This window comes from Ramlibacter sp. (genome assembly GCA_019635435.1).
Classification (GTDB): Bacteria; Pseudomonadota; Gammaproteobacteria; order Burkholderiales; family Burkholderiaceae_C; genus JAHBZM01.
The window spans coordinates 3,832,169-3,852,153 of the sequence record JAHBZM010000001.1 but is presented as its reverse complement, the minus strand read 5'-3'; the positions used below and the strand labels follow the sequence as shown (position 1 = coordinate 3,852,153).

Annotated in this window: 20 protein-coding genes; 12 read left to right on the top strand and 8 right to left on the bottom strand. The window is 69.1% G+C overall.

The annotated features are described in order from the left end of the window. Positions 1-4 precede the first annotated feature (4 nt). Entirely contained in the window at positions 5-571 is a 567-nt protein-coding gene (locus KF796_18615; GenBank protein ID MBX3588648.1) for a dCTP deaminase, read from the top strand. Positions 572-583: 12 nt separating this feature from the next. Here the strand turns inward: KF796_18615 and KF796_18610 are convergent, their stop codons facing one another. Together KF796_18610 and KF796_18605 are read right to left on the bottom strand one after the other, a co-directional pair. After that, the gene (locus tag KF796_18610; protein MBX3588647.1) at positions 584-1,003 is read right to left on the bottom strand and encodes a hypothetical protein; all 420 of its coding nucleotides are present in this window, start codon (positions 1,001-1,003) and stop codon (positions 584-586) included. A gap of 124 nt (positions 1,004-1,127) precedes the next feature. Then, on the bottom strand, positions 1,128-2,039 hold the full coding sequence (locus KF796_18605; GenBank protein ID MBX3588646.1) for a delta(1)-pyrroline-2-carboxylate reductase family protein: 912 nt from the start codon (positions 2,037-2,039) through the stop codon (positions 1,128-1,130). Positions 2,040-2,155: 116 nt separating this feature from the next. On the opposite strand from KF796_18605, the gene KF796_18600 reads away from it, so the two are divergent. Further along, entirely contained in the window at positions 2,156-2,500 is a 345-nt protein-coding gene (locus tag KF796_18600) for a hypothetical protein (protein ID MBX3588645.1), read from the top strand. An 18-nt stretch (positions 2,501-2,518) separates the two neighbouring features. Here the strand turns inward: KF796_18600 and recJ are convergent, their stop codons facing one another. Beyond that, on the bottom strand, positions 2,519-4,228 hold the full coding sequence (recJ, locus tag KF796_18595) for a single-stranded-DNA-specific exonuclease RecJ (GenBank protein ID MBX3588644.1): 1,710 nt from the start codon (positions 4,226-4,228) through the stop codon (positions 2,519-2,521). Then, on the bottom strand, positions 4,225-5,193 hold the full coding sequence (locus tag KF796_18590) for a phosphoglycerate mutase (protein ID MBX3588643.1): 969 nt from the start codon (positions 5,191-5,193) through the stop codon (positions 4,225-4,227). Before KF796_18590 ends, recJ begins: the two co-directional genes overlap by 4 nt. A gap of 49 nt (positions 5,194-5,242) precedes the next feature. Here KF796_18590 and KF796_18585 point away from each other — a divergent pair, with 49 nt between their 5' ends. Together KF796_18585 and lolD are read left to right on the top strand one after the other, a co-directional pair. Beyond that, positions 5,243-6,499 (top strand): lipoprotein-releasing ABC transporter permease subunit, encoded by a 1,257-nt coding sequence (locus KF796_18585; protein ID MBX3588642.1) that lies wholly within the window; start codon positions 5,243-5,245, stop codon positions 6,497-6,499. Next, positions 6,492-7,169 carry a lipoprotein-releasing ABC transporter ATP-binding protein LolD gene (gene lolD / locus KF796_18580; protein MBX3588641.1) on the top strand — a complete coding sequence of 226 codons (678 nt, stop codon included), beginning with the start codon at positions 6,492-6,494 and terminating at the stop codon, positions 7,167-7,169. The genes KF796_18585 and lolD overlap by 8 nt, the downstream gene beginning before the upstream one ends. A 17-nt stretch (positions 7,170-7,186) precedes the next feature. Here lolD and KF796_18575 read toward each other — a convergent pair whose 3' ends face one another. The 4 genes from KF796_18575 to KF796_18560 all read right to left on the bottom strand — a co-directional run bounded on the left by KF796_18575 (position 7,187) and on the right by KF796_18560 (position 11,364). Beyond that, positions 7,187-8,227, bottom strand: a complete 1,041-nt coding sequence (locus tag KF796_18575) for a VWA domain-containing protein (GenBank protein ID MBX3588640.1) — start codon at positions 8,225-8,227, stop codon at positions 7,187-7,189. Positions 8,228-8,264: 37 nt separating this feature from the next. Then, positions 8,265-9,197 carry a DUF58 domain-containing protein gene (locus KF796_18570; protein MBX3588639.1) on the bottom strand — a complete coding sequence of 311 codons (933 nt, stop codon included), beginning with the start codon at positions 9,195-9,197 and terminating at the stop codon, positions 8,265-8,267. Between the two features lie 113 nt (positions 9,198-9,310). After that, positions 9,311-10,318, bottom strand: a complete 1,008-nt coding sequence (locus KF796_18565; GenBank protein ID MBX3588638.1) for a MoxR family ATPase — start codon at positions 10,316-10,318, stop codon at positions 9,311-9,313. A gap of 23 nt (positions 10,319-10,341) precedes the next feature. Continuing rightward, entirely contained in the window at positions 10,342-11,364 is a 1,023-nt protein-coding gene (locus KF796_18560) for a trypsin-like peptidase domain-containing protein (GenBank protein ID MBX3588637.1), read from the bottom strand. A 98-nt stretch (positions 11,365-11,462) separates the two neighbouring features. Here KF796_18560 and KF796_18555 point away from each other — a divergent pair, with 98 nt between their 5' ends. The 8 genes from KF796_18555 to KF796_18520 all read left to right on the top strand — a co-directional run bounded on the left by KF796_18555 (position 11,463) and on the right by KF796_18520 (position 19,982). Next, positions 11,463-12,296 carry a TatD family hydrolase gene (locus KF796_18555; protein ID MBX3588636.1) on the top strand — a complete coding sequence of 278 codons (834 nt, stop codon included), beginning with the start codon at positions 11,463-11,465 and terminating at the stop codon, positions 12,294-12,296. Beyond that, positions 12,290-12,823: a DNA-deoxyinosine glycosylase gene (locus KF796_18550; protein MBX3588635.1), complete on the top strand. Its 534-nt coding sequence runs from the start codon at positions 12,290-12,292 to the stop codon at positions 12,821-12,823. Before KF796_18555 ends, KF796_18550 begins: the two co-directional genes overlap by 7 nt. Further along, entirely contained in the window at positions 12,820-13,587 is a 768-nt protein-coding gene (locus tag KF796_18545) for a spermidine synthase (GenBank protein ID MBX3588634.1), read from the top strand. The genes KF796_18550 and KF796_18545 overlap by 4 nt, the downstream gene beginning before the upstream one ends. Beyond that, positions 13,584-15,377, top strand: a complete 1,794-nt coding sequence (tadA, locus tag KF796_18540; GenBank protein ID MBX3588633.1) for a Flp pilus assembly complex ATPase component TadA — start codon at positions 13,584-13,586, stop codon at positions 15,375-15,377. The genes KF796_18545 and tadA overlap by 4 nt, the downstream gene beginning before the upstream one ends. Before the next feature lie 16 nt (positions 15,378-15,393). Next, a complete protein-coding gene (locus tag KF796_18535; protein ID MBX3588632.1) occupies positions 15,394-16,152 on the top strand; it encodes a glucose 1-dehydrogenase in 759 nt (252 codons plus the stop codon). Further along, complete coding sequence (gene treF, locus KF796_18530; protein ID MBX3588631.1) at positions 16,131-17,831, top strand: alpha,alpha-trehalase TreF; 1,701 nt, start codon at positions 16,131-16,133, stop codon at positions 17,829-17,831. Before KF796_18535 ends, treF begins: the two co-directional genes overlap by 22 nt. A gap of 138 nt (positions 17,832-17,969) precedes the next feature. Continuing rightward, positions 17,970-18,458, top strand: coding sequence for a tripartite tricarboxylate transporter TctB family protein (locus tag KF796_18525; protein MBX3588630.1), 489 nt, complete (start codon positions 17,970-17,972; stop codon positions 18,456-18,458). Between the two features lie 12 nt (positions 18,459-18,470). Next, the gene (locus tag KF796_18520) at positions 18,471-19,982 is read left to right on the top strand and encodes a tripartite tricarboxylate transporter permease (protein ID MBX3588629.1); all 1,512 of its coding nucleotides are present in this window, start codon (positions 18,471-18,473) and stop codon (positions 19,980-19,982) included. Positions 19,983-19,985 lie beyond the last annotated feature (3 nt).

Here is a 19,985-nt window from a genome sequence, read left to right as displayed (position 1 = left end):
AGCAATGACGATTAAAAGCGACAAGTGGATTCGCCGCATGGCGGAACAGACCAGGATGATCGAGCCTTTCGAGCCGGGGCAGATCCGCGAACGGGAAGGCCACAAGATCATCAGTTACGGCACCAGCAGCTATGGGTATGACATCCGCTGCGCGCCCGAATTCAAGGTGTTCACCAACATCCACAGCACCGTGGTGGACCCGAAGAACTTTGACGAGAAGAGCTTTGTCGACTTTCATGGCGACAGCTGCATCATCCCGCCCAACAGCTTTGCGCTGGCGCGCACCCTGGAGTACTTCCGCATCCCGCGCAATGTGCTGACCATCTGCCTGGGCAAGAGCACATATGCGCGCTGCGGCATCATCGTCAACGTGACGCCGTTCGAGCCCGAGTGGGAAGGCTATGTGACGCTGGAGTTCAGCAACACCACGCCGCTGCCCGCCCGGATCTACGCGGGTGAAGGCTGCGCCCAGGTGCTGTTCTTTGAGAGCGACGAAGTCTGCGAGACCAGCTACAAGGACCGCGGCGGCAAGTACCAGGGGCAGCGCGGGGTGACGTTGCCGAAGGCGTGACATAACGCCTGTTCAGTCGCCGGTGATCTCTTCTCCGGTCCATCCGTCCCTGTATCCCCAGTCCAGGATGCCCATCAGGGCATGCAATTTCTTGCGCAGCGCAGCTGCATTGGGCGGCTCAGTCTTGGTGAGCCACCGGGAGAAGAGCCCGCTACGGGTTGTTGTGGGTGGAAAGTGGGCAATGACCAGAACCTTGCCGTCAAGCTTGCGCACCAGCTCGACGCGGCAGCGGGGTTTGCTTCCAACGTAGCAGAGATTGGTCCGCACGCAGTGAAACTCTTCAAAACGATAGCGGTGCGTTTTGCTGCGGAATCTCCAATCCGTTGTGGTTGATTCGATGACGCCCGCAGCAGTCTGGAAGCTGATCTTTCGCTTGCAGAGCAGTTGGTTGACAGCAAGGTAAGCCCACACGGGTACCAGGCAGATCGCCATAACGACAGCGGTCCAACGCGAATGAAGGGACACTCGCCCCAGCCACGTCGCCGTAGTCAGCATCGTCACCCAGGTGAGGTGGCCTACCTTGGGCTCACTCAAGGTGAGCTTGGGCTTGCTCCGCTCAGCCATCACTCGCCACCGCCACCCGCGCCGCCGCCAGATCCCACCCCGCCCAGCCGCAGCTCTTGAACAGCACCGGCCCCTGTCCCGCAGCGGCGGAGCCACGCACCACATCGCCCAGCGACGCAAACGCTGATACATCCAGCCCGGCCTGAAGCAGGTCGCCGGCCTCGTGGGCCGCGTCGGGCGTGTCGACGAATACGCGGCCCAGTTCGGCAAAGTGCCGGCACAGCCTGGGCGCCAGTTCCACCATGGTGGGGGTGAACGCGCCCACGGCGGCGACGAAGCCGTCTTCCCGCGGTAACACGCGCAGCACCACCTCATTGGCCGGCGTGCAGGTCACGGCCAGCGGGCAATCGGCCAGCGCGGCGTTGGCGTCGGGGGTGGCGCGGGCCTGCAGGCCCAGGGTGCGCGCCTTTTGTGCCAGTGCCTCGGCGCTGGCCTGGCTGCGCGACGCCACCACCACCTCGGTGATGCCCAGGCCCTGGGCAAAGGCCTCCAGGTGCGCGAGCCCCTGCGCGCCCGCACCCACGATGAGCAGGGGGCCGTCCGGATTCGGCGCCAGCCGCTGCGCCGCCAGCAGCGACACCGCGGCCGTGCGCCGGGCCGTGACGGTGGGGCCGTCCAGCAGCAGGCGCCGCTCGCCCGTGGCCACGTCAAACACCACCACGTCACCCTGGATGGTGGCGCGGCCGGTGCCGGCATTGGCGGGGGTGAAGGTGATGAGCTTGGTGATGGCGATGCGCGCGTCCAGCGCCGGCATCACAAACAGGCTGCCGCCGCCGGGCAGGGCCTGCACCAGCCGGGGCGGCACCTGGACCGTGGGGTCGCGCAGCAGGGTGGCCATTTCGGCCGCCAGCGCCGGGTAGGGCAGGCGCAGCGCGGTCTGCGCGGCATCGAGCACGTGGGTCATGGGGCGATGGTAGCGGCAGGCGATGCGATCTTGTCCTACGCCCTGACAAGCCGCCAGCCGTAGCACGGGCGGCCGCCCGGTTCCTACGATGAAGCCATGTTCCGAGGAGATCCAACATGCTGTCCACACTGATCGAAAAAGTAGCCGATGCCCCGCGCGAAAGCCTGTTTCTTGCCGTGGTGCTGGCGGTGGTGGGAGGCTTGCTGTCGGCCATGTACCTGGTCTGCGACGCCCAGACGCGCCAGGCCCAGGAACGCCGCGCCTTGCTGGAAACCCAGCGCCTTGCGGTGCTGGACTGCCTGGGCAGCGACCCGCGCGCCAGCTATGCCTCGTGCCGGCAGGAGGTGGCGCTGCGTTTTGACCCGCAGGGCGCTGAAGCCCGGACCGCCAATGAGGTGCTGGCCGCCGCGCCCCTGAGCCACGTGACCATGCTGGTGCCCGTGGCCTACGCGGCGCGCTGACACCCGGCGGTTGCCGGCCTACAGCTCTGCCCCTTCCACCAGAAAGCGCACGCGCTTGACGCCCTGCCATTCATCGGCGTCCAGCCGGAAGGCCAGCTTGACCCGGCCCGGCAGCGGGTCGGTGTGGCCGAACCAGATGCCGTCCACGGGCTGGCCCTGGTGCCGCAGCTTGAGGGCCAGGTGCTTCTCGCCCACCAGCCGCTGTGACAGCACCTCGACTTCCTCACTGAACACCGGCGGCGCAAAGCCCTGGCCCCAGACCTCGGCGTGCAGGGTGTCCACCAGGTCGGCGCGGCGGTACTCGGGCGCCAGCGGGCCGTCGGTGTCGATGCGCCGGGTCAGCGTGGCGGCATCCAGCCACTCCCCGGCCACCGCGCCCAGCGCCTGCGCGAACACCTCAAACTGATCCCGCGCCACGGTGCAGCCGGCCGCCATGGCATGCCCGCCAAAACGCAGCAGAACGCCGGGGTGGCGCTTGGCCACGAGGTCCAGCGCATCGCGCAGGTGAAAGCCCGGAATCGAGCGGCCCGAGCCCTTGAGCTCCTGTTCCTTGCCCGGCGCCTGGCTGGCCGCGAACACAAAGGTCGGGCGGTGCAGCCTGTCCTTGATCCGCGAGGCCACGATGCCGACCACGCCTTCGTGAAAGCCGGGGTCGAACACGCTGATGGCCGGCGGCGCAACGGCCGCGCTGTCCAGCAGCGACTCGGCGATGCTGAAGGCCTGTTCGCGCATGTCGCCTTCAATGACGCGGCGCTCGCGGTTGATGCCGTCCAGCAGGCGGGCCAGTTCGTCGGCGCGCACCGGGTCGTCGGTGCTCAGCAGTTCAATGCCCAGCGTCATGTCGGCCAGCCGGCCGGCCGCGTTGATGCGCGGGCCCAGCGCAAAGCCAAAGTCAAAGGTGGTGGCCACGCGGGCATCGCGCCCCGCCGCGCGGAACAGCGCCGCCAGGCCGGCGGGCAGCGTGCCCGTGCGGATGCGCCTGAGGCCCTGCGCCACCAGGCGCCGGTTGTTCGGGTCCAGCTTGACCACGTCGGCCACCGTGCCCAGCGCCACCAGCGGAAGCAGCCCGTCGAGCTTGGGCTGGTCGGCCGCGGTGAAGCGGCCGCGGCGGCGCAGTTCCGCGCGCAGGGCCAGCAGCACGTAGAACATCACGCCCACGCCGGCGATCGATTTGCTCTCGAAGGCGCAGCCCGGCTGGTTGGGGTTGACGATCACGGCGGCCTCGGGCAACTGCGCGGCCGGCAGGTGGTGGTCGGTCACCAGCACCGGCAGGCCCAGCGCATTGGCGGCGGCCACCCCCTCCACGCTGGCAATGCCGTTGTCCACGGTGATGAGCAGGTCGGCGCCGCTGTCCTTCACCCGGTGGGCAATGGGCGGTGTGAGGCCATAGCCATCGACCACGCGGTCGGGCACGAGGTAGCTGACATGGGCGGCGCCCAGCAGCCGCAGGCCGCGCAGCGCCAGGGCGCAGGCGGTGGCGCCGTCGCAGTCGTAGTCTGCCACGATGCACAGGCGCTGTTGCCGTTCAATGGCGTCGGCCAGCAGCACGGCGGCTTCAGGGGCGCCCTTGAGCGCCGTCAGGGGCAGCAGCCGCGCCAGGCCGTCGTCGAGCTCGTCATGGCCCACCACGCCCCGCGCCGCGTACAGGCGCGCCAGCAAGGGGTGCACGCCGGCCTGCTCCAGCGCCCAGGCCGCGCGCGGCGGCACGTCTCTCGCTACTATTTTCATAGCGGCTCGAGCAGGCTGTGGGCGGGCTGGCGGGCGATCTTGCTTGAAATCTGGCGGAACAGGCTGCGCGGCAGGGTTTCAAAGGTCTGGGCGCTGCGCTCCCCGCACAGCGTGAGCGTGACGCGCTGGCCCGCGTCCAGCGCCTCGATCAGGCGGGCGCATTCCCCGGCGTCCAGCTGGCGCCAGGCCTCGGCCCAGGCGGGCCAGTCCGCGCGCAGCGCGGCATCGCGCAGGTAGTGCGTGACCCGCAATGCGCTGGCCTGCGTGGCCGGAGGGGTGGCCGCAGCGGTTGCGGCGGGCAGGGCGCCCGCGCCGCTGACCCAGAAGGAATTGACGGGCAGCAGCCCGCCCCGTTCCCGCGCCTCGTTCAGCGGGTGGGTGTACAGCAGCATCTGCATCTCGCTTTGCAGCCGGCGCAGCGTGCGGGCCGGGTCTCCCTGTGGCAGCCAGGGGTTGATGGGGCGGCCGATCACCCGGTCCAGCGAGGCCGTGCGCAGATCCCCGAACACCGGGGCGCGCGCCAGCCACAGCGTGGGCGCGTCGAACACCAGCTCGATGCCGTCCTGCGCAAAGAACGGCTGCATGGCGGCCAGCAGCGTGCGCGCGTCATCGGCGTCCAGTTGCAGCGCCTGCGGGTGCAGCAGGGTGATGTGGTCGGTGGCCAGTTGCCAGTGGCAGGGCGTGATCCAGGCCCAGGCGCCGCCGTGGTCGTCCGGTCGCGTCTGGCGGGCCTGCCAGGCACCCCAGGGGATGCGCCCGTCCAGCGGCTCCAGGCCGTAGGCGCGTGCCAGCGCCCGCTCGTGCGGGGGCGACAGGCTGTCGTCGTCGCCCGGGTCGGCCTCGGTGGCGGTCAGGCGCGACAGCAGCTTTTCCAGGTGGGGCAGGCTCAGCGCGCGCAGGGCCTCGCGGGCGGCGCTGGAACTGCAGGCGGCGAAGGGAATCAACAAGTGGGTGCTGTCCGACATGGCCCTATTGTCCGGGATGCCACAATCACGCCCAACAAACAATCCCCAGATGCAGATTCCCTACGAACTCGCGGTGGGCTGGCGCTACACCCGGGCCGGCCGGGCCACCCGGCGCAACGGCTTCATTTCCTTCATCTCCGGTGTCTCCATGCTGGGCATTGCGCTCGGGGTGGCGGCGCTCATCATCGTGCTGTCGGTCATGAACGGCTTCCAGAAAGAGGTGCGCGACCGCATGCTCGGCGTGGTGGCCCACATCGAGATCTTCGCACCCGGTGGCGCGGCCCTGCCCGACGTGAACCGCACCATGGCCGAGGCCCGCAAGAACCCGCAGGTGATTGGCGCAGCGCCTTTCATCGCCACCCAGGCCCTGCTGGCGCGCGGCGAGGACATGAAAGGCACCATCGTGCGCGGCATTGATCCGGCCGCCGAACCCGCCGTGACCGATGTGACCGCCGCGCTCAGCCCACAGGTGCTGAAGCAACTGGCGCCGGGCGGCTTTGGCATCGTGCTGGGGGGCGAGCTGGCGCGTTCGCTGGGCGTGCGCGAGGGTGACCCGGTCACGCTGATCGCGCCCAGCGGCCAGGTCACGCCAGCCGGCGTGGTGCCGCGCCTCAAGCAGATGACGGTGGTGGGCACCTTTGACTCCGGCCACTACGAGTACGACTCGGCGCTGGCCATGATCCACATTGACGATGCCGCGCGCATCTTCCGCCTCGAGGGGCCCAGCGGCGTGCGCCTGCGGCTCAAGGACCTGGACCAGGCGCGCGAGGTCGCGGGCGAACTGGCCGGCACCTTGACCGGCCCGGTGCTGGTGCGCGACTGGACGCGGCAGAACCGCACCTGGTTCGCCGCCGTGCAGCTGGAAAAACGCATGATGTTCATCATCCTCACGCTGATCGTCGCGGTGGCGGCGTTCAACCTGGTCAGCACGCTGGTGATGACCGTGACCGACAAGCGCGCCGACATCGCCATCCTGCGCACGCTGGGCGCCAGCCCGCGCAGCATCATGGGCGTGTTCGTGGTGCAGGGCGCGATGGTGGGCGTGATTGGCACGCTGGCCGGCCTGCTGCTGGGCCTGGGCGTGGCCTACAACATCGACGTGATCGTGCCGGCGCTGGAACGCCTGTTCCACGCGAGCTTTCTGCCCAAGGACATCTACCTGATCAGCCGCATGCCCAGCGACCCGCAGCGCGGCGACATCATGCCGATCGCGGTGATCTCTCTGCTGCTGGCCTTTGTGGCCACCATCTACCCGAGCTGGCGCGCCAGCCAGGTCAACCCGGCGGAGGCCCTGCGCTATGAATAAGCCACCGGTGCTGGGCGCGCGTGGCCTGACCAAGCGCTTTCACGAAGGCCTGATCGACGTGACCGTGCTGCAGGGCGTGGACCTGGACGTGCATGCCGGCGAGACCCTGGCCATCGTCGGCGCCTCGGGCTCGGGCAAGAGCACGCTGCTGCACCTGCTGGGCGGGCTGGACGCCCCCACCAGCGGCACGGTGCACTTGCAAGGCCAGGCCCTGGCCACGCTGGACGCGGCGGCCCAGGGCCGCCTGCGCAATGCGCACCTGGGCTTTGTCTACCAGTTCCACCACCTGCTGCCCGAGTTCAGCGCAGTGGACAACGTGGCCATGCCGCTGTGGATCCGCCGCACGCCGCGCGAGGAAGCCACCCGGATCGCCACCGCCATGCTGGCGAGCGTGGGGCTGCAGGCGCGTGTGCACCACCGTCCGGCCGAACTGTCGGGCGGCGAGCGCCAGCGCGTGGCGATCGCGCGGGCGCTGGTCACCCGGCCGGCCTGCGTGCTGGCCGATGAACCCACGGGCAACCTGGACCGAAGCACCGCCGATGGCGTGTTCGAGCTGATGATGCAGCTGGCGCGTGAGCATGGCACGGCGTTTGTCGTGGTCACGCATGACGAAACGCTGGCGGCGCGTTGCGCCCGCGTGCTGCGGCTGGTGTCAGGCCAGCTGGCCTGAGGCCGGGCGCAGGCCGTTCACAGGATCCGGTTGAACCAGAGCACCGACAGGCCCGCCGACACCAGGGCCAGCGCGGCGGCCAGCAGCGCCAGCAGGCCGGAGATCTCGGTCTCTTTCTTCTCCACGGCAAGGCGCGAACTCAGGGTCTGGTAGACCTTCTTGAGGTCTTCCGAGGTGCCCGCGTAGTAGTACTCGGCCTGGGTCTTGTTGGCGATGGACTTGAGCGTTTCCTCGTCCAGCCGCACCCGCATCGACCAGCCCTCAAAGCCGATGGTCTCGCCGTCCACCGTGCCAATGCCCACGGTGTAGACCCGCACGCCGCGGTCGGCCGCCATCTTGGCGGCTTCGAGCGGGTCCACGCCGGTGGTGCGCTGGCCGTCGGTCAGCATGATGATGGCGGCCGAGCTGTAGGAGCCGGGTGCGACCGGGGTGAACTCCTTCTTTTCCTTGGCCGGCTCGTCCAGCGAGCGGCCGACCGGGCCGAAACGCGAGCCGCCCATCTGCTGCAGGTCGATGCCGGCATCGGGGAACAGCGTGGCCAGCGAGATCACGATGGCATTGCCTGTGGCCGTGGCGCGCTGCAGCTGGAAGCGGTCGATGGCGGTGACCAGGTCCTCGCGGTTGATGGTGGGCAGCTGGGCCACCTGGGCCGAACCCGCAAACGCCACGATGCCCACCTTCACATGGCGCGGCAGCTCGGTGAGGAATTTCTTGGCGGCCTCCTGCGCCGCCACCAGCCGGCTGGGCTGCACGTCGGTGGCGCGCATGCTGCCGGAGACGTCCATGGCGAGAATGATGGTCTGCTGCGTGGACGGCAGCGTGATGACGGCCACCGGGCGCGCCGTGGCCACCAGCATGGCCGTGAACGCCAGCAGGAACAGCACCGGCGGAATGTGGCGGCGCCAGCCGATGCCGCTGCCCATGGCCTCGCGCACGATGGACAGCGAGGCATAGCGCACCGCGGTCTTCTTCTTGCGGCGCAGCAGCCACAGGTACAGGCCCACCAGCAGGGGCAGGGCCAGCAACAGCCAGAGGAACTGGGGCCAGAGGAAATGCATGTCAGTCTCCGCCGGGCTGAGTGACGCGGGGCATCATTCAGGCGGCCTTTCTCAGGTGGGCGGGCAAGCCGCCCGAAGCGAGCTGGCTGCGGCGCTTGCGCAGGTCGGTGAAGCGCAGCAGGGCGTCCAGCAGATCGTCGTCGGTGGACAGTTCCAGGCTGTCCACGCCCGCGCGCGCCAGCGACTCGCGCAGTTCGGCCTCGCGCTGCGCCGCGATCCGCGCAAAGCGGTGGCGAAAGCCCGCGTCATGGGTGTCCACCAGCAATTGCTCGCCGGTTTCAGCGTCGCGCAGGGTCACCAGGCCCAGGTCGGGCAGCTCCAGTTCCAGCGGGTCGAGCAGGCGCACGGCCACCACCTCGTGGCGCTGCGCCAGCCGGGCCAGCGGCTGCTCCCAGCCGGGTTCGCTGATGAAGTCGGAGACCACGAACACCGTGGAGCGCCGGCGGATGGCGTTGGCCGCGGATTTGAGCAGCTCATCAAGCCGGGTGGTGCCGGCCTCGTTGCCGGCCGGCCGGCTTTGCAGGCTGTGCAGCAGGTGCAGCACATGGCGGCGGCCGCTGCGCGCCGGGATCAGGGTGTCGGGCCCCGCGCCATGCAGCAAGGCGCCCACCCGGTTGCCATGGCGTGTGAGCAGGCGCGCCAGCACGGCGACGAATTCCGCCGACACGTTGCGCTTGCGCTGTTCACCCGAGCCGAAGTCGACCGAGGCGCTGAGGTCCAGCAGAAACCAGGCGGCCATCTCGCGGTCTTCGGTGTAAACGCGCACATGGGGCATCTGCAGCCGGGCCGTGACGTTCCAGTCGATGTGGCGCACGTCGTCGTGGTGCTGGTACTCGCGCAGGTCGGCCAGGTCCAGCCCGGCGCCGCGCATGAGCGTGCGGTAGTCGCCCTGCAACAGGCCGTCGAGCCGGCGCAGCGTGGTCCACTCCAGGCGGCGCAGCACCTGCTCGGCGCTGGGCGCGCCGGCCATCGGAGCCGCGGCCACGACGGGCGTGGGCTCAGCGGGGGGCTTGCGGGCGAACAGGCGCATGGCTCAGTGCTCCAGGCCCGGGCCGGGGAGGGTCAGGCTGGCGTGGATCTTGTTCATGCGGCCAGCTTTTCATGTTCGAGCGGTTTGGCGGGCACCGGCACCTTGGCCATGATCCTGGCCACGATGGCGTCGGCGCTCAGGCCCTCGGACAGCGCCTCGTAGGACAGCACCAGCCGGTGGCGCAGCACGTCGGGCACGAGGTCGGTCATGTCCTCGGGCAGGGCGTAGCTGCGCCCGCGCAGCATGGCCAGCGCGCGCGCGCCCTCGGTGAGGTTGATGGTGGCCCGCGGACTGGCGCCGAAGGTGATGTAGGGTTCGATCTCCTTCAGGCCATGGCGCTGCGGCGTGCGGGTGGCCGACACCAGCTTGACCGCGTACTGGATCAGCGACGGGTCCACATAGACGCGGCGGCACTCGGCCTGCAGCGTGGCGAGCTGTTCGGTGGTGGCCACGGGCGACACGTTCACGGCCGGGCCGGTCACACGGCTCACGATGACAAATTCTTCCTCGTCGCTCGGGTAGTCCACCAGCACCTTCATCATGAAGCGGTCCACCTGGGCCTCGGGCAGCGGGTAGGTGCCCTCGGTCTCGATCGGGTTCTGCGTGGCCATGACCAGGAAGGGGCTGGGCACCCTGTGCGTTTCGCCCGCGATGGTGACCTGGCGTTCCTGCATCACCTCCAGCAGGGCGCTTTGCACCTTGGCGGGCGCGCGGTTGATTTCATCGGCCAGCAGCAGGTTGGTGAACACCGGGCCCAGCGAGGTGCTGAAATCGCCGGTCTTCTGGTTGTAGATGCGGGTGCCCACCAGGTCGGCCGGCACCAGGTCGGGCGTGAACTGGATGCGCTTGAACTGGCCGCGCACGGTGTTGGCCAGGGTCTTGACCGTGAGCGTCTTGGCCAGGCCCGGCACGCCTTCGACCAGCAGGTGGCCCTGGGCGAGGATGGCCACCATCACCCGCTCCAGGAACCGGTCCTGGCCCACGACCACGCGCTTGACCTCGTACAGGATCTGCTCCATGAGCTGGGCGGTGGCGGTGTCCTGGGGCGTTGCGGTGTCCATGCGTGGCTTTCAGAAGGAAAAGGTCAGAAAGGGGGCAGGCCGGCCGCCGAGGCGGCGTTCTCGATGGGCACCGCAAAACCGATGCCAATGAAAGTGCGAGCCGGGGTGGGGTTGAGGATGGCGGTCACGATGCCCACCACCTCGCCATCCATGGTGACCAGCGGCCCGCCCGAGTTGCCCGGGTTGGCGGCGGCGTCGAACTGGATCAGGTTGCTCATCTCCTGCTTGCCCTCGGGCGAGCGGAACGCGCGCTTGAGTCCCGACACCACGCCCGCCGACACCGACGGGCCAATGCCGAACGGAAAGCCCACGGCCACCACCTGCTCGCCCGGCGCGAGCTGGGACGTGGAACGCAGCGTGGCGGCGATCAGGTCGTCAGGGATCTGGTGGGCCTGCAGCACGGCCATGTCGTTCTCGGCCTGCATGCCGGTGATGGAGGCGGTGGCCTCCAGCCCGTCGGCAAAAATCACGACGATGCGGTCGGCGCCACGCACCACGTGCAGGTTGGTCAGGATGGTGCCCTTGTCGACAATCACCACGCCCGAGCCCACGCCCTGTTCGACCTCGTCGTCGGCGGGTTGGGCCACCCTGGCGGGCCCCGGAGGTGGCGCGGGCGCCGGCGTGGCCGGCTTGGCGGCGTGCGGTGACTTTGTGTCTTTCAACTTGCTTTTCTTCACATAGCTGACCACCCGCACCACCGAGGGGCGGATGGCCTCGGCCGCGCGCGCCGAGGCCGAGGGCAGCACCGTGCTTTGCAGCGTCTTGAGCACGGCCGCGTTGATGTCGTCCTGCGTGATGCGGCGCTGGCCGGGCCGCAACGCCAGGCCCAGGCTCAACAGCAGCAACAGCGCGAGGACCGCGATCGTGGACCACAGCACCCGCGGATTGATGGCGGCCAGGCGGCGCGACGCTGGGGTGCCGGGGGAAGTCCGGGAGGTCTCGGAGGTGGGCAAGGGGGCGGCCGCCACGCCGGAAGGGTCTGGCGCGGGGCCCTGCTGATCCCGCAGGGGTCGGGCGGAGCGGCTGTAAAGGGCGGGCCTGCGCATCGGTACACCTGTAACACTGCCTGGAGAAACGGGAGACGCGAAATCGCACGGTATCACGGTTTGCTTTGCGATGCACGTGCTTCGGGCATCATCGGAACATGACGGTCTGGATCGACACCCATTGCCATCTGGATGCCGCTGAATTCGGCCACGACGTGGCGGCGGTGCGGGCCCGCGCCGCCGACCGCGGCGTGGCTCGCTGCGTGCTGCCCGCCGTGTCGGCCGCCAACTTCGAGGCGGTGCGGGCCCTGGCGCACCAGCATGGGGATGCCTATGCGCTGGGCATCCACCCGCTGTACACCCCTGGCGCGACAGAAGCCGACCTGGCCCTGCTCGACGGACAACTGGCCCGCCACCGCGACGACCCGCGGCTGGTGGCGGTGGGCGAGATCGGGCTGGACCACTTCGTGCCGGGGCTGGACCGCGAACGCCAGGCTTTTTTCTACCGCGAACAGCTGCGGCTGGCGCGCCGCCACGGCCTGCCCGTGATCCTGCATGTGCGCCGCTCCGCCGACGCATTGCTCAAGCACCTGCGCGAGGTGGTGGTCAGCGGCGGCATCGCCCACGCGTTCAACGGCAGCGCGCAGCAGGCGGGCGCGTTTACCGGGCTGGGCTTCAAGCTCGGCTTTGGCGGCGCCGTGACCTTTGACCGCGCGCTGCAGTTGCGCCGCCTGGCGGCCAGCCTGCCGCTTGAGGCGCTGGTGCTGGAGACCGACGCGCCCGACATTCCGCCGCACTGGCTGTACACCCCGGCGGGTGAGCGCGCCGCGGGTGGGGCCCAGGGCCGCAACGAGCCGGGCGAACTGCCGCGCATTGGCGAGGTGGTGGCCGGCCTGCGTGGCATGGCGGTGGCAGAATTGGCGCGCGCCACTGTTCTCAATGCCTGCCAGGCCCTGCCGAGGCTGGCGGCCCTTTCGGAATCCCCATGCTGAGCCCCTCCGGGCCGCCTGCAGCGTCACAGCGCCTGCAGGGGCTCCCCCCGCTGATATCCGACGCCACCGCGCTCCTCATCCTGGGCAGCTTCCCGGGCGGCGTCTCGCTGGCCCGGCGTGAGTACTATGCCCATCCGCAAAACCAGTTCTGGCGGATTCTTCAAGCCATTTGGCCCGGGAGTCCAGGCGGGGCGGCCACTGACAGCTATGAAAATCGTAGCAAATGGCTGCTTGGCCATGGCCTGGGCCTGTGGGACGTGTACGCCAGCTGCGAGCGCCAGGGCAGCCTGGATGCCGATATCCGCCATGCCGAGCCCAACGACTTCGTGGCGCTGGCGCGGCGCCTGCCCAAGCTGCGGGCCGTGGCCCACAACGGCGGCGAGAGCTGGCGGCATGCGCGCCACACGGCGGCGCTGGGCCTGCCCGCGCACAAGCTGCCGTCCACCAGCCCGGCCAATGCCTCGTGGAGCTTCGAGCGCAAGCTGGCCGCCTGGCGCGCGGTGTTCGAGCAGCACGGCCTCGCATGACCCGCCGCAAAACCCCGTCCACGCTGGCGCTGCCCGAGGTCAACTTCTCGGACTACGGCGACACTCGCTACCTGCACCTGGGCACCGAGTGGGTCCAGGGTTCGATGAAGCTCGATGCGCCGTTCGAGCTGGACCTGGAGTACGTGCAGCGCATGATGGCCTGGCTGCTGTTCGCAGCGCCGGCCACGGTGGCGAAGCGCCACGCCATGCAGCTGGGTCTGGGCGCCGCGGCGCTGACCAAGTTCTGCCACAAGAAGCTGCGCATGAAGACCACCGCCATCGAGCTCAACCCCCAGGTGGTGGCGGCCTGCCGGCTGTGGTTCAAGCTGCCGGCCGATGATGTGCGCCTGTCGGTGGTGCTGGGCGATGCCGCCCAGGTGGTGGCGCACGAGCACTGGCGCGGCCAGATCGACGCCCTGCAGGTGGATCTGTACGACCACGAGGCCGCCGCGCCCGTGCTGGACAGCGCGGCTTTCTACGCCGACTGCCGCCGCCTGCTGACCGAAGACGGCTGCATGACGGTCAACCTGTTCGGCCGGGCCTCCAGCTACGACGCGAGCCTGCAGAAGATCGCGCAGGCCTTCGGGGAAAAGGCGGTCTGGGCCTTCAAGCCCACGCGCGAGGGCAACACCGTGGTGCTGGCCCAGCGCACCCCGTCGCGGCCCGCCCGCGGTGCGCTTGCGCAACAGGCCGAAACCATCCAAACTCGATGGGGATTGCCCGCGCCGAAGTGGCTGCGCGTGTTCAAACCCATGACCCTATGAGCGCCATCCTGAAAACCCCTCCTTCCCTGGCCAAGACCCCGCACCGCGGCCCGATCGACTGGCGCAGCATGGTCGAATGGCTGGCGGCCGACGGCGTGATCTCCGCCGATGAGGCCCGCCGCACCATCGCCCGCTGCGCCCAGGCCGAGAGTGCCCAACACCCGCTGGTGCGCCTGGCCAGCGTCTCCATGGTGCGCCAGAGTGACGGCAAGCCGCTGGACGTGGAAATGCTGGCCCAGTGGCTGGCCGCGCGCGCGGGCCTGGACTACCTGCGCATTGACCCGCTCAAGGTGGACGTGGGCAAGGTGGCCGACACCATGAGCGCGGCCTATGCCGAGCGCCACCGCGTGCTGCCGGTGCAGGTCACGTCCAAGGAGGTGGTGGTGGCCACGGCCGAGCCCTTCCTCACCGACTGGGTGGACGAGGTCGAGCGGCAGTCGCGCCGAACCGTCCGCCGGGTGGTGGCCAGCCCGCAGGACATCCACCGCTACACGGCCGAGTTTTTCGCGCTGGCCAAGTCCGTGCGGGCCGCGCAGAAGGCCGGCGGCAACGCCGGTGCCGCCAGCTTCGAGCAGCTGGTGGAGCTGGGCAAGACCAACAAGCAGCTGGACGCCAATGACCAGGGCGTGGTCCAGGTGGTGGACTGGCTGTGGCAATACGCCTTTGACCAGCGCGCCTCCGACATCCACCTGGAGCCGCGGCGCGAACAGGGCGTGATCCGCTTTCGCATCGACGGCCTGCTGCACTCGGTCTACCAGATGCCCATGGGCGTGCTCAACGCCATGACGGCGCGCATCAAGCTGCTGGGCCGCATGGACGTGGTCGAAAAGCGCCGGCCGCAGGACGGCCGCATCAAGACCCGCAACCCGCGCGGCGACGAAATTGAAATGCGCCTGTCCACGCTGCCCACCGCCTTCGGCGAGAAGATGGTGATGCGGATTTTCGACCCCGACACCGCGGTCAAGGACCTGGACGCCCTGGGTTTTTCCGAGCACGACGCCAAGCGCTGGGAGGCGCTGGTCCAGCGGCCCTACGGCATCATCCTTGTGACCGGGCCCACGGGCTCGGGCAAGACCACCACGCTGTACTCCACGCTCAAGCGGGTGGCCACCGAGGAGGTCAACGTCAGCACCGTGGAGGACCCGATCGAAATGATCGAGCCCTCGTTCAACCAGACCCAGGTGCAGCCGCAGCTCGATTTCAACTTTGCCGAAGGCCTGCGCGCCCTCATGCGGCAGGACCCGGACATCATCATGGTCGGCGAAATCCGCGACCTTGAAACCGCCGAGATGGCGGTGCAGGCCGCGCTCACGGGCCACCTGGTGTTCTCCACGCTGCACACCAACGACGCGCCCTCGGCCATCACGCGGCTCATGGAACTGGGCGTGCCGTCGTACCTGATCAACGCCACCATGCTGGGCGTGCTGGCGCAGCGGCTGGTGCGCACGCTGTGCCGCCAGTGCAAGGTGCCCGACGACGACGCCTCGCGCGAGGAGCTCGATGCCGTCGTCAAGCCCTGGAAGATCAATGGCGGCTACCGGCCCTACAAGCCCGTGGGCTGCGTGGACTGCCGCATGACCGGCTTCATGGGCCGCATGGGCCTGTATGAACTGCTGACCATCAACGAGGCTTTCAAGGACAAGGTGACCCAGTCCCCGAGCATGGACGTGCTGCGCCGCCAGGCGGTCACCGACGGCATGCGCCCGCTGCGGCTGGCCGGCGCGCTGCGGGTGGCCGAGGGCGTGACCACCATCGAGGAAGTGCTCACGGCCACGCCGCCGCTGGATTGAGGCATTGACCGCACCGCTGCACACAACGGCCTTGGTGACAGGGGGCGCCCAGGGGATAGGGCGGGGCATCGCGCTGCGGCTGGCGGCCGACGGGGCCGACATTGCGCTCAATGTGCTGCGGGATGACGAGCGGGCCGAGGACATGCGCCAGCGCATCGAGGCGCTCGGCCGGCGTTGCCTGGTGTTGCCGTTTGACGTGTCGCGGCTTCAGGACATGCGCCAGGCGCTGGACCACGCCGTCGCGGTGCTGGGGCCGCTGGGCATCCTGGTCAACAACGCCGGCATCGAAAAGCGCGCTGCGTTCCTGGAGGTGACCGAGGCCGACTACGACCGCGTGCTGGCCGTCAACCTCAAGGCCGCCTTCTTTCTCACGCAGGCCTTTGCCGCGCATTGCCGCGAGGCCGGCCATGGCGGGCGGGTGATCAACATCAGCTCGGTGCACGAGGAGCTGCCTTTTCCCAACTTCGCGCCCTACTGCCTGAGCAAGGGCGGCATGAAGATGATGACGCGCAACCTCGCCATCGAGCTGGCGCCGCTGGGCATCACCGTCAACAACATCGCGCCCGGCGCGGTGGAAACACCCATCAACGCGCGCCTGCTCGCCGACCCGGCGCTGCGCGAACCGCTGCTGGCCAACATCCCGCTGAAGCGGCTGGGCCAGCCCGCGGACGTGGCCGGGGTCGCGGCCTTTCTCGCCTCGGCCGATGCCGCTTACCTCACCGGCACCACCACCGTGGTGGACGGGGGCCTGCTGTGGAACTACACGGAGCAGTGAGCGCCCCGGCCCCGGCCAAGGCCACCGCTCACCGGGCCCACCGCCAGCGGCAGGCCGCGCAGGCTCCGCCACCCGACACCCTGTCGCCCGCCGACCGCTACCAGGAGCTGTTCGAGGCGGTGCAGCGCAGCGATGTGTTCCCCGACAGCAAGACCTTTGTGGACTGCGTGCCGCTGGGCACGCCCGCGGACATTCTTGACGCCTACCGGGCCCGCTGCGGGGCCGCCGGCTTTGACCTGCGGGAATTTGTAGCGCAGCACTTTCGCGTGGTCATGCCCTCGCCGTCGGACTACGAGTCGGTGCCGGGGCAGAGCCTGGCGGGCCACATCGACGGGCTGTGGGGGGTGCTCACGCGCAGGCCGCAGGCCCATGCGCCCCATGCCTCGACCCTGCAGCTGCCGCACCCCTACGTGGTGCCGGGCGGGCGCTTCGGCGAGCTGTATTACTGGGATTCGTATTTCACGATGCTGGGGCTGGCCGCCAGCGGGCGCACCGGGCTGCTGCGCGCCATGGTGGACAACTTTTCCTTCCTGATCGACACCTACGGGCACATTCCCAATGGCACGCGGACCTACTACCTGAGCCGCTCGCAGCCGCCGGTGTTCGTGCTCATGGTGGAGCTGGCCCAGCAGTGCGGCGTGGGGCATTGCGCCGACCATCTGCCGCAGCTGCGCCAGGAGCACGCCTACTGGATGGCCGGTGAAGCCGGCCTGGCGCCCGGCACCGCGAGCCGGCGCGTGGTGCGGCTGGCCGACGGCACGCTGCTGAACCGCTACTGGGACGACCGCGACACCCCGCGCGAGGAGTCCTGGCTTGAGGACGTGACCACCGCCCAGTCCAGCCGGCGTGAGGCCGCGCAGGTCTACCGCGACCTGCGCGCGGCGGCCGAATCGGGCTGGGACTTCAGCAGCCGCTGGCTGCGCGAGCCGGCGCCCGAGGCTTCGGCGGGCACGGCGGCCGCGCGGCGGGCCGGCACGGCGCCGTCGCTCGCGAGCATCTGCACCACCGCCATCCTGCCGGTGGACCTGAACGCCTTTCTCTACAAGCTCGAGCAGAAAATTGCCGAACTGGCCGACCAGCACGGCGACGAAGCCACCGCCAGGGCCTACAGCGCCCGCGCGGTGGCCCGCGCCGCCGCGGTGCAGGCGCTGTGCTGGGACCCGGACCAGGCGGCCTTCTTCGACCACGACTGGCGCCTGGGCCAGCGGCGCCGCTGTTTGACCGCGGCCTGCGTGGTGCCGCTGTTTGTGGGCCTGCTGGCACCCGGGCAGGCGGCCGCGCTGGCGCGCACCCTGAAGCAGCGCATGCTGGCGCCCGGGGGCCTGGCCACCACCGAGTGCCGCAGCGACCAGCAATGGGACCGGCCCAATGGCTGGGCACCGCTGCAGTGGATGGCGATCAAGGGCCTGACCGACCAGGGCCAGGCCGCGCTGGCCGCCACGCTGACCGACCGCTGGCTGACCACCGTGGGCACGGTCTACGGGCGCAGCGGCAAGCTGGTCGAGAAATACCGGCTGCGCGAGGTACCGCAGGAAGACGCCGCGGGCGGCGGCGGCGGCGAGTACCCGCTGCAGGACGGCTTTGGCTGGACCAATGGCGTGACGCGTGCGCTGCTGGCCCTGCAGCCCGACCCCGGGGCAAGCCGGGCCAGGGCCGTTTCCTCGGCCGCTGAAAGCTGACTTGTTTCTCGCGCCGCGTGTCTTTTAGTATTCAAAAGTCAGCGGGCAGTCAGTGCAGTTGGGGTAAGTGAAACCCACATACGGTGTGCGGCACCCAGCACGGACAATCCCCGGAGCAGTTTGCTGGAGACACACACCATGAAAATCAAGAGCCAGAAGGACTTCTTCTCGGGCGTCATGTTCAGTGCCGTCGGCGTGGCCTTTGCGGGCGGCGCCTTCAACTACACCATCGGCGAAGGCGCCCGCATGGGCCCTGGCTACTTCCCCCTGATGCTGGGCGTGATCCTGGCGCTGCTGGGCCTGGCCATTGCCTTCAAGGCCATGGTGGTGGAAACCGAGGACGGTGACCCGATCGGCAAATGGGCCTGGAAGCCCCTGTCTTACGTGCTGGCCGCCAACCTGCTGTTTGGCGTGCTGCTGGGCGGCCTGCCCAGCATCGGCCTGCCGGCCATGGGCATGATCGCCGCGATCTACGGCCTGACCATCGTCTCCAGCCTGGCGGGCGACAGTTTCAAGCTCAAGGAGGTGCTGATCCTGGCCACCGTGCTGGCCGCCGGCAGCTACCTGGCTTTCGTGGTGCTGCTCAAGCTGCAGTTCCCGGTCTGGCCCACCTTCATCACCGGTTAAGGAGCGGCCCCCATGGATCTGTTCAACAATCTCGCGCTGGGTTTTGGCGTTGCCTTCACCTTCCAGAACCTGGTCTACGCGTTTATCGGCTGCCTGCTGGGCACGCTGATCGGCGTGCTGCCGGGCATCGGCCCCGTGGCCACCATCGCCATGCTGCTGCCGGCCACCTATGCGCTGCCGCCCGTGGCCGCGCTGATCATGCTGGCCGGCATCTATTACGGCGCGCAATATGGCGGTTCCACCACCGCCATCCTGGTCAACCTGCCCGGGGAATCATCGTCGGTGGTGACCGTGATCGACGGCTACCAGATGGCGCGCAAGGGCCGGGCCGGGCCGGCGCTGGCGGCCGCGGGCCTGGGCTCGTTCTTCGCGGGCTGCATGGGCACGCTGATCCTCGCGGCGTTTGCCGCGCCGCTGACCGAGGTGGCCTTCAAGTTCGGCCCGGCCGAATACTTCTCGCTGATGATCCTGGGCCTGATCGGTGCCGTGGTGCTGGCCTCGGGCTCGCTGGTCAAGGCCGTGGCCATGATCATCCTGGGCCTGCTGCTGGGCCTGGTGGGCACCGACGTGAACTCGGGCGTGGCGCGCTACGCGTTCGACATCCCCGAACTCACCGACGGCATTGGCTTCATCGTGATTGCCATGGGCGTGTTTGGCTATGGCGAGATCATCAGCAACCTGTCGCAGCCCGAGGACCAGCGCGAGGTCTTCACCGGCAAGGTCCAGGGCCTGATGCCCACCAAGGAAGACTTCAAAAACATGGTGCCTGCCGTGCTGCGCGGCACCGCGCTGGGCTGCGCCCTGGGCATCCTGCCCGGCGGCGGCGCGCTGCTGTCGGCCTTTGCGGCCTACACCATCGAGAAGAAGACCAAGCTGCGACCGGGCGAGGTGCCGTTTGGCCAGGGCAACATCCGCGGCGTGGCGGCGCCCGAGTCGGCCAACAACGCGGGCTCGCAGACCTCGTTCATCCCGCTGCTCACGCTGGGCATTCCACCCAACGCCGTGATGGCGTTGATGGTCGGTGCCATGACCATCCACAACATCCAGCCCGGCCCCCAGGTCATGACCAGCAACCCCGAGCTGTTCTGGGGCCTGATCGCGTCCATGTGGATCGGCAACGCCATGCTGGTGATCCTGAACCTGCCGCTGATCGGCATCTGGATCAAGCTGCTCACCGTGCCCTACCGCTGGCTGTTCCCGGCCATCGTGCTGTTCTGCGCCATTGGCGTGTACTCCACCAACAACAACACCTGGGACATCTGGATGGTGGCCATCTTCGGCTTCATCGGCTATGTGTTCATCAAGCTGGGCTGCGAGCCCGCGCCGCTGCTGCTGGGCCTGATCCTGGGCCCGATGATGGAGGAGAACCTGCGCCGCGCCATGCTGCTGTCGCGCGGCGACTGGAGCGTGTTCGTCACGCGCCCGCTGTCGGCCGGCCTGCTGGCGGCGGCGGCCCTGCTGCTGGTGGTCGTGCTGCTGCCCGCGATCCAGAGCAAGCGCGAGGAGGCCTTCGTCGAAGACTAGGGC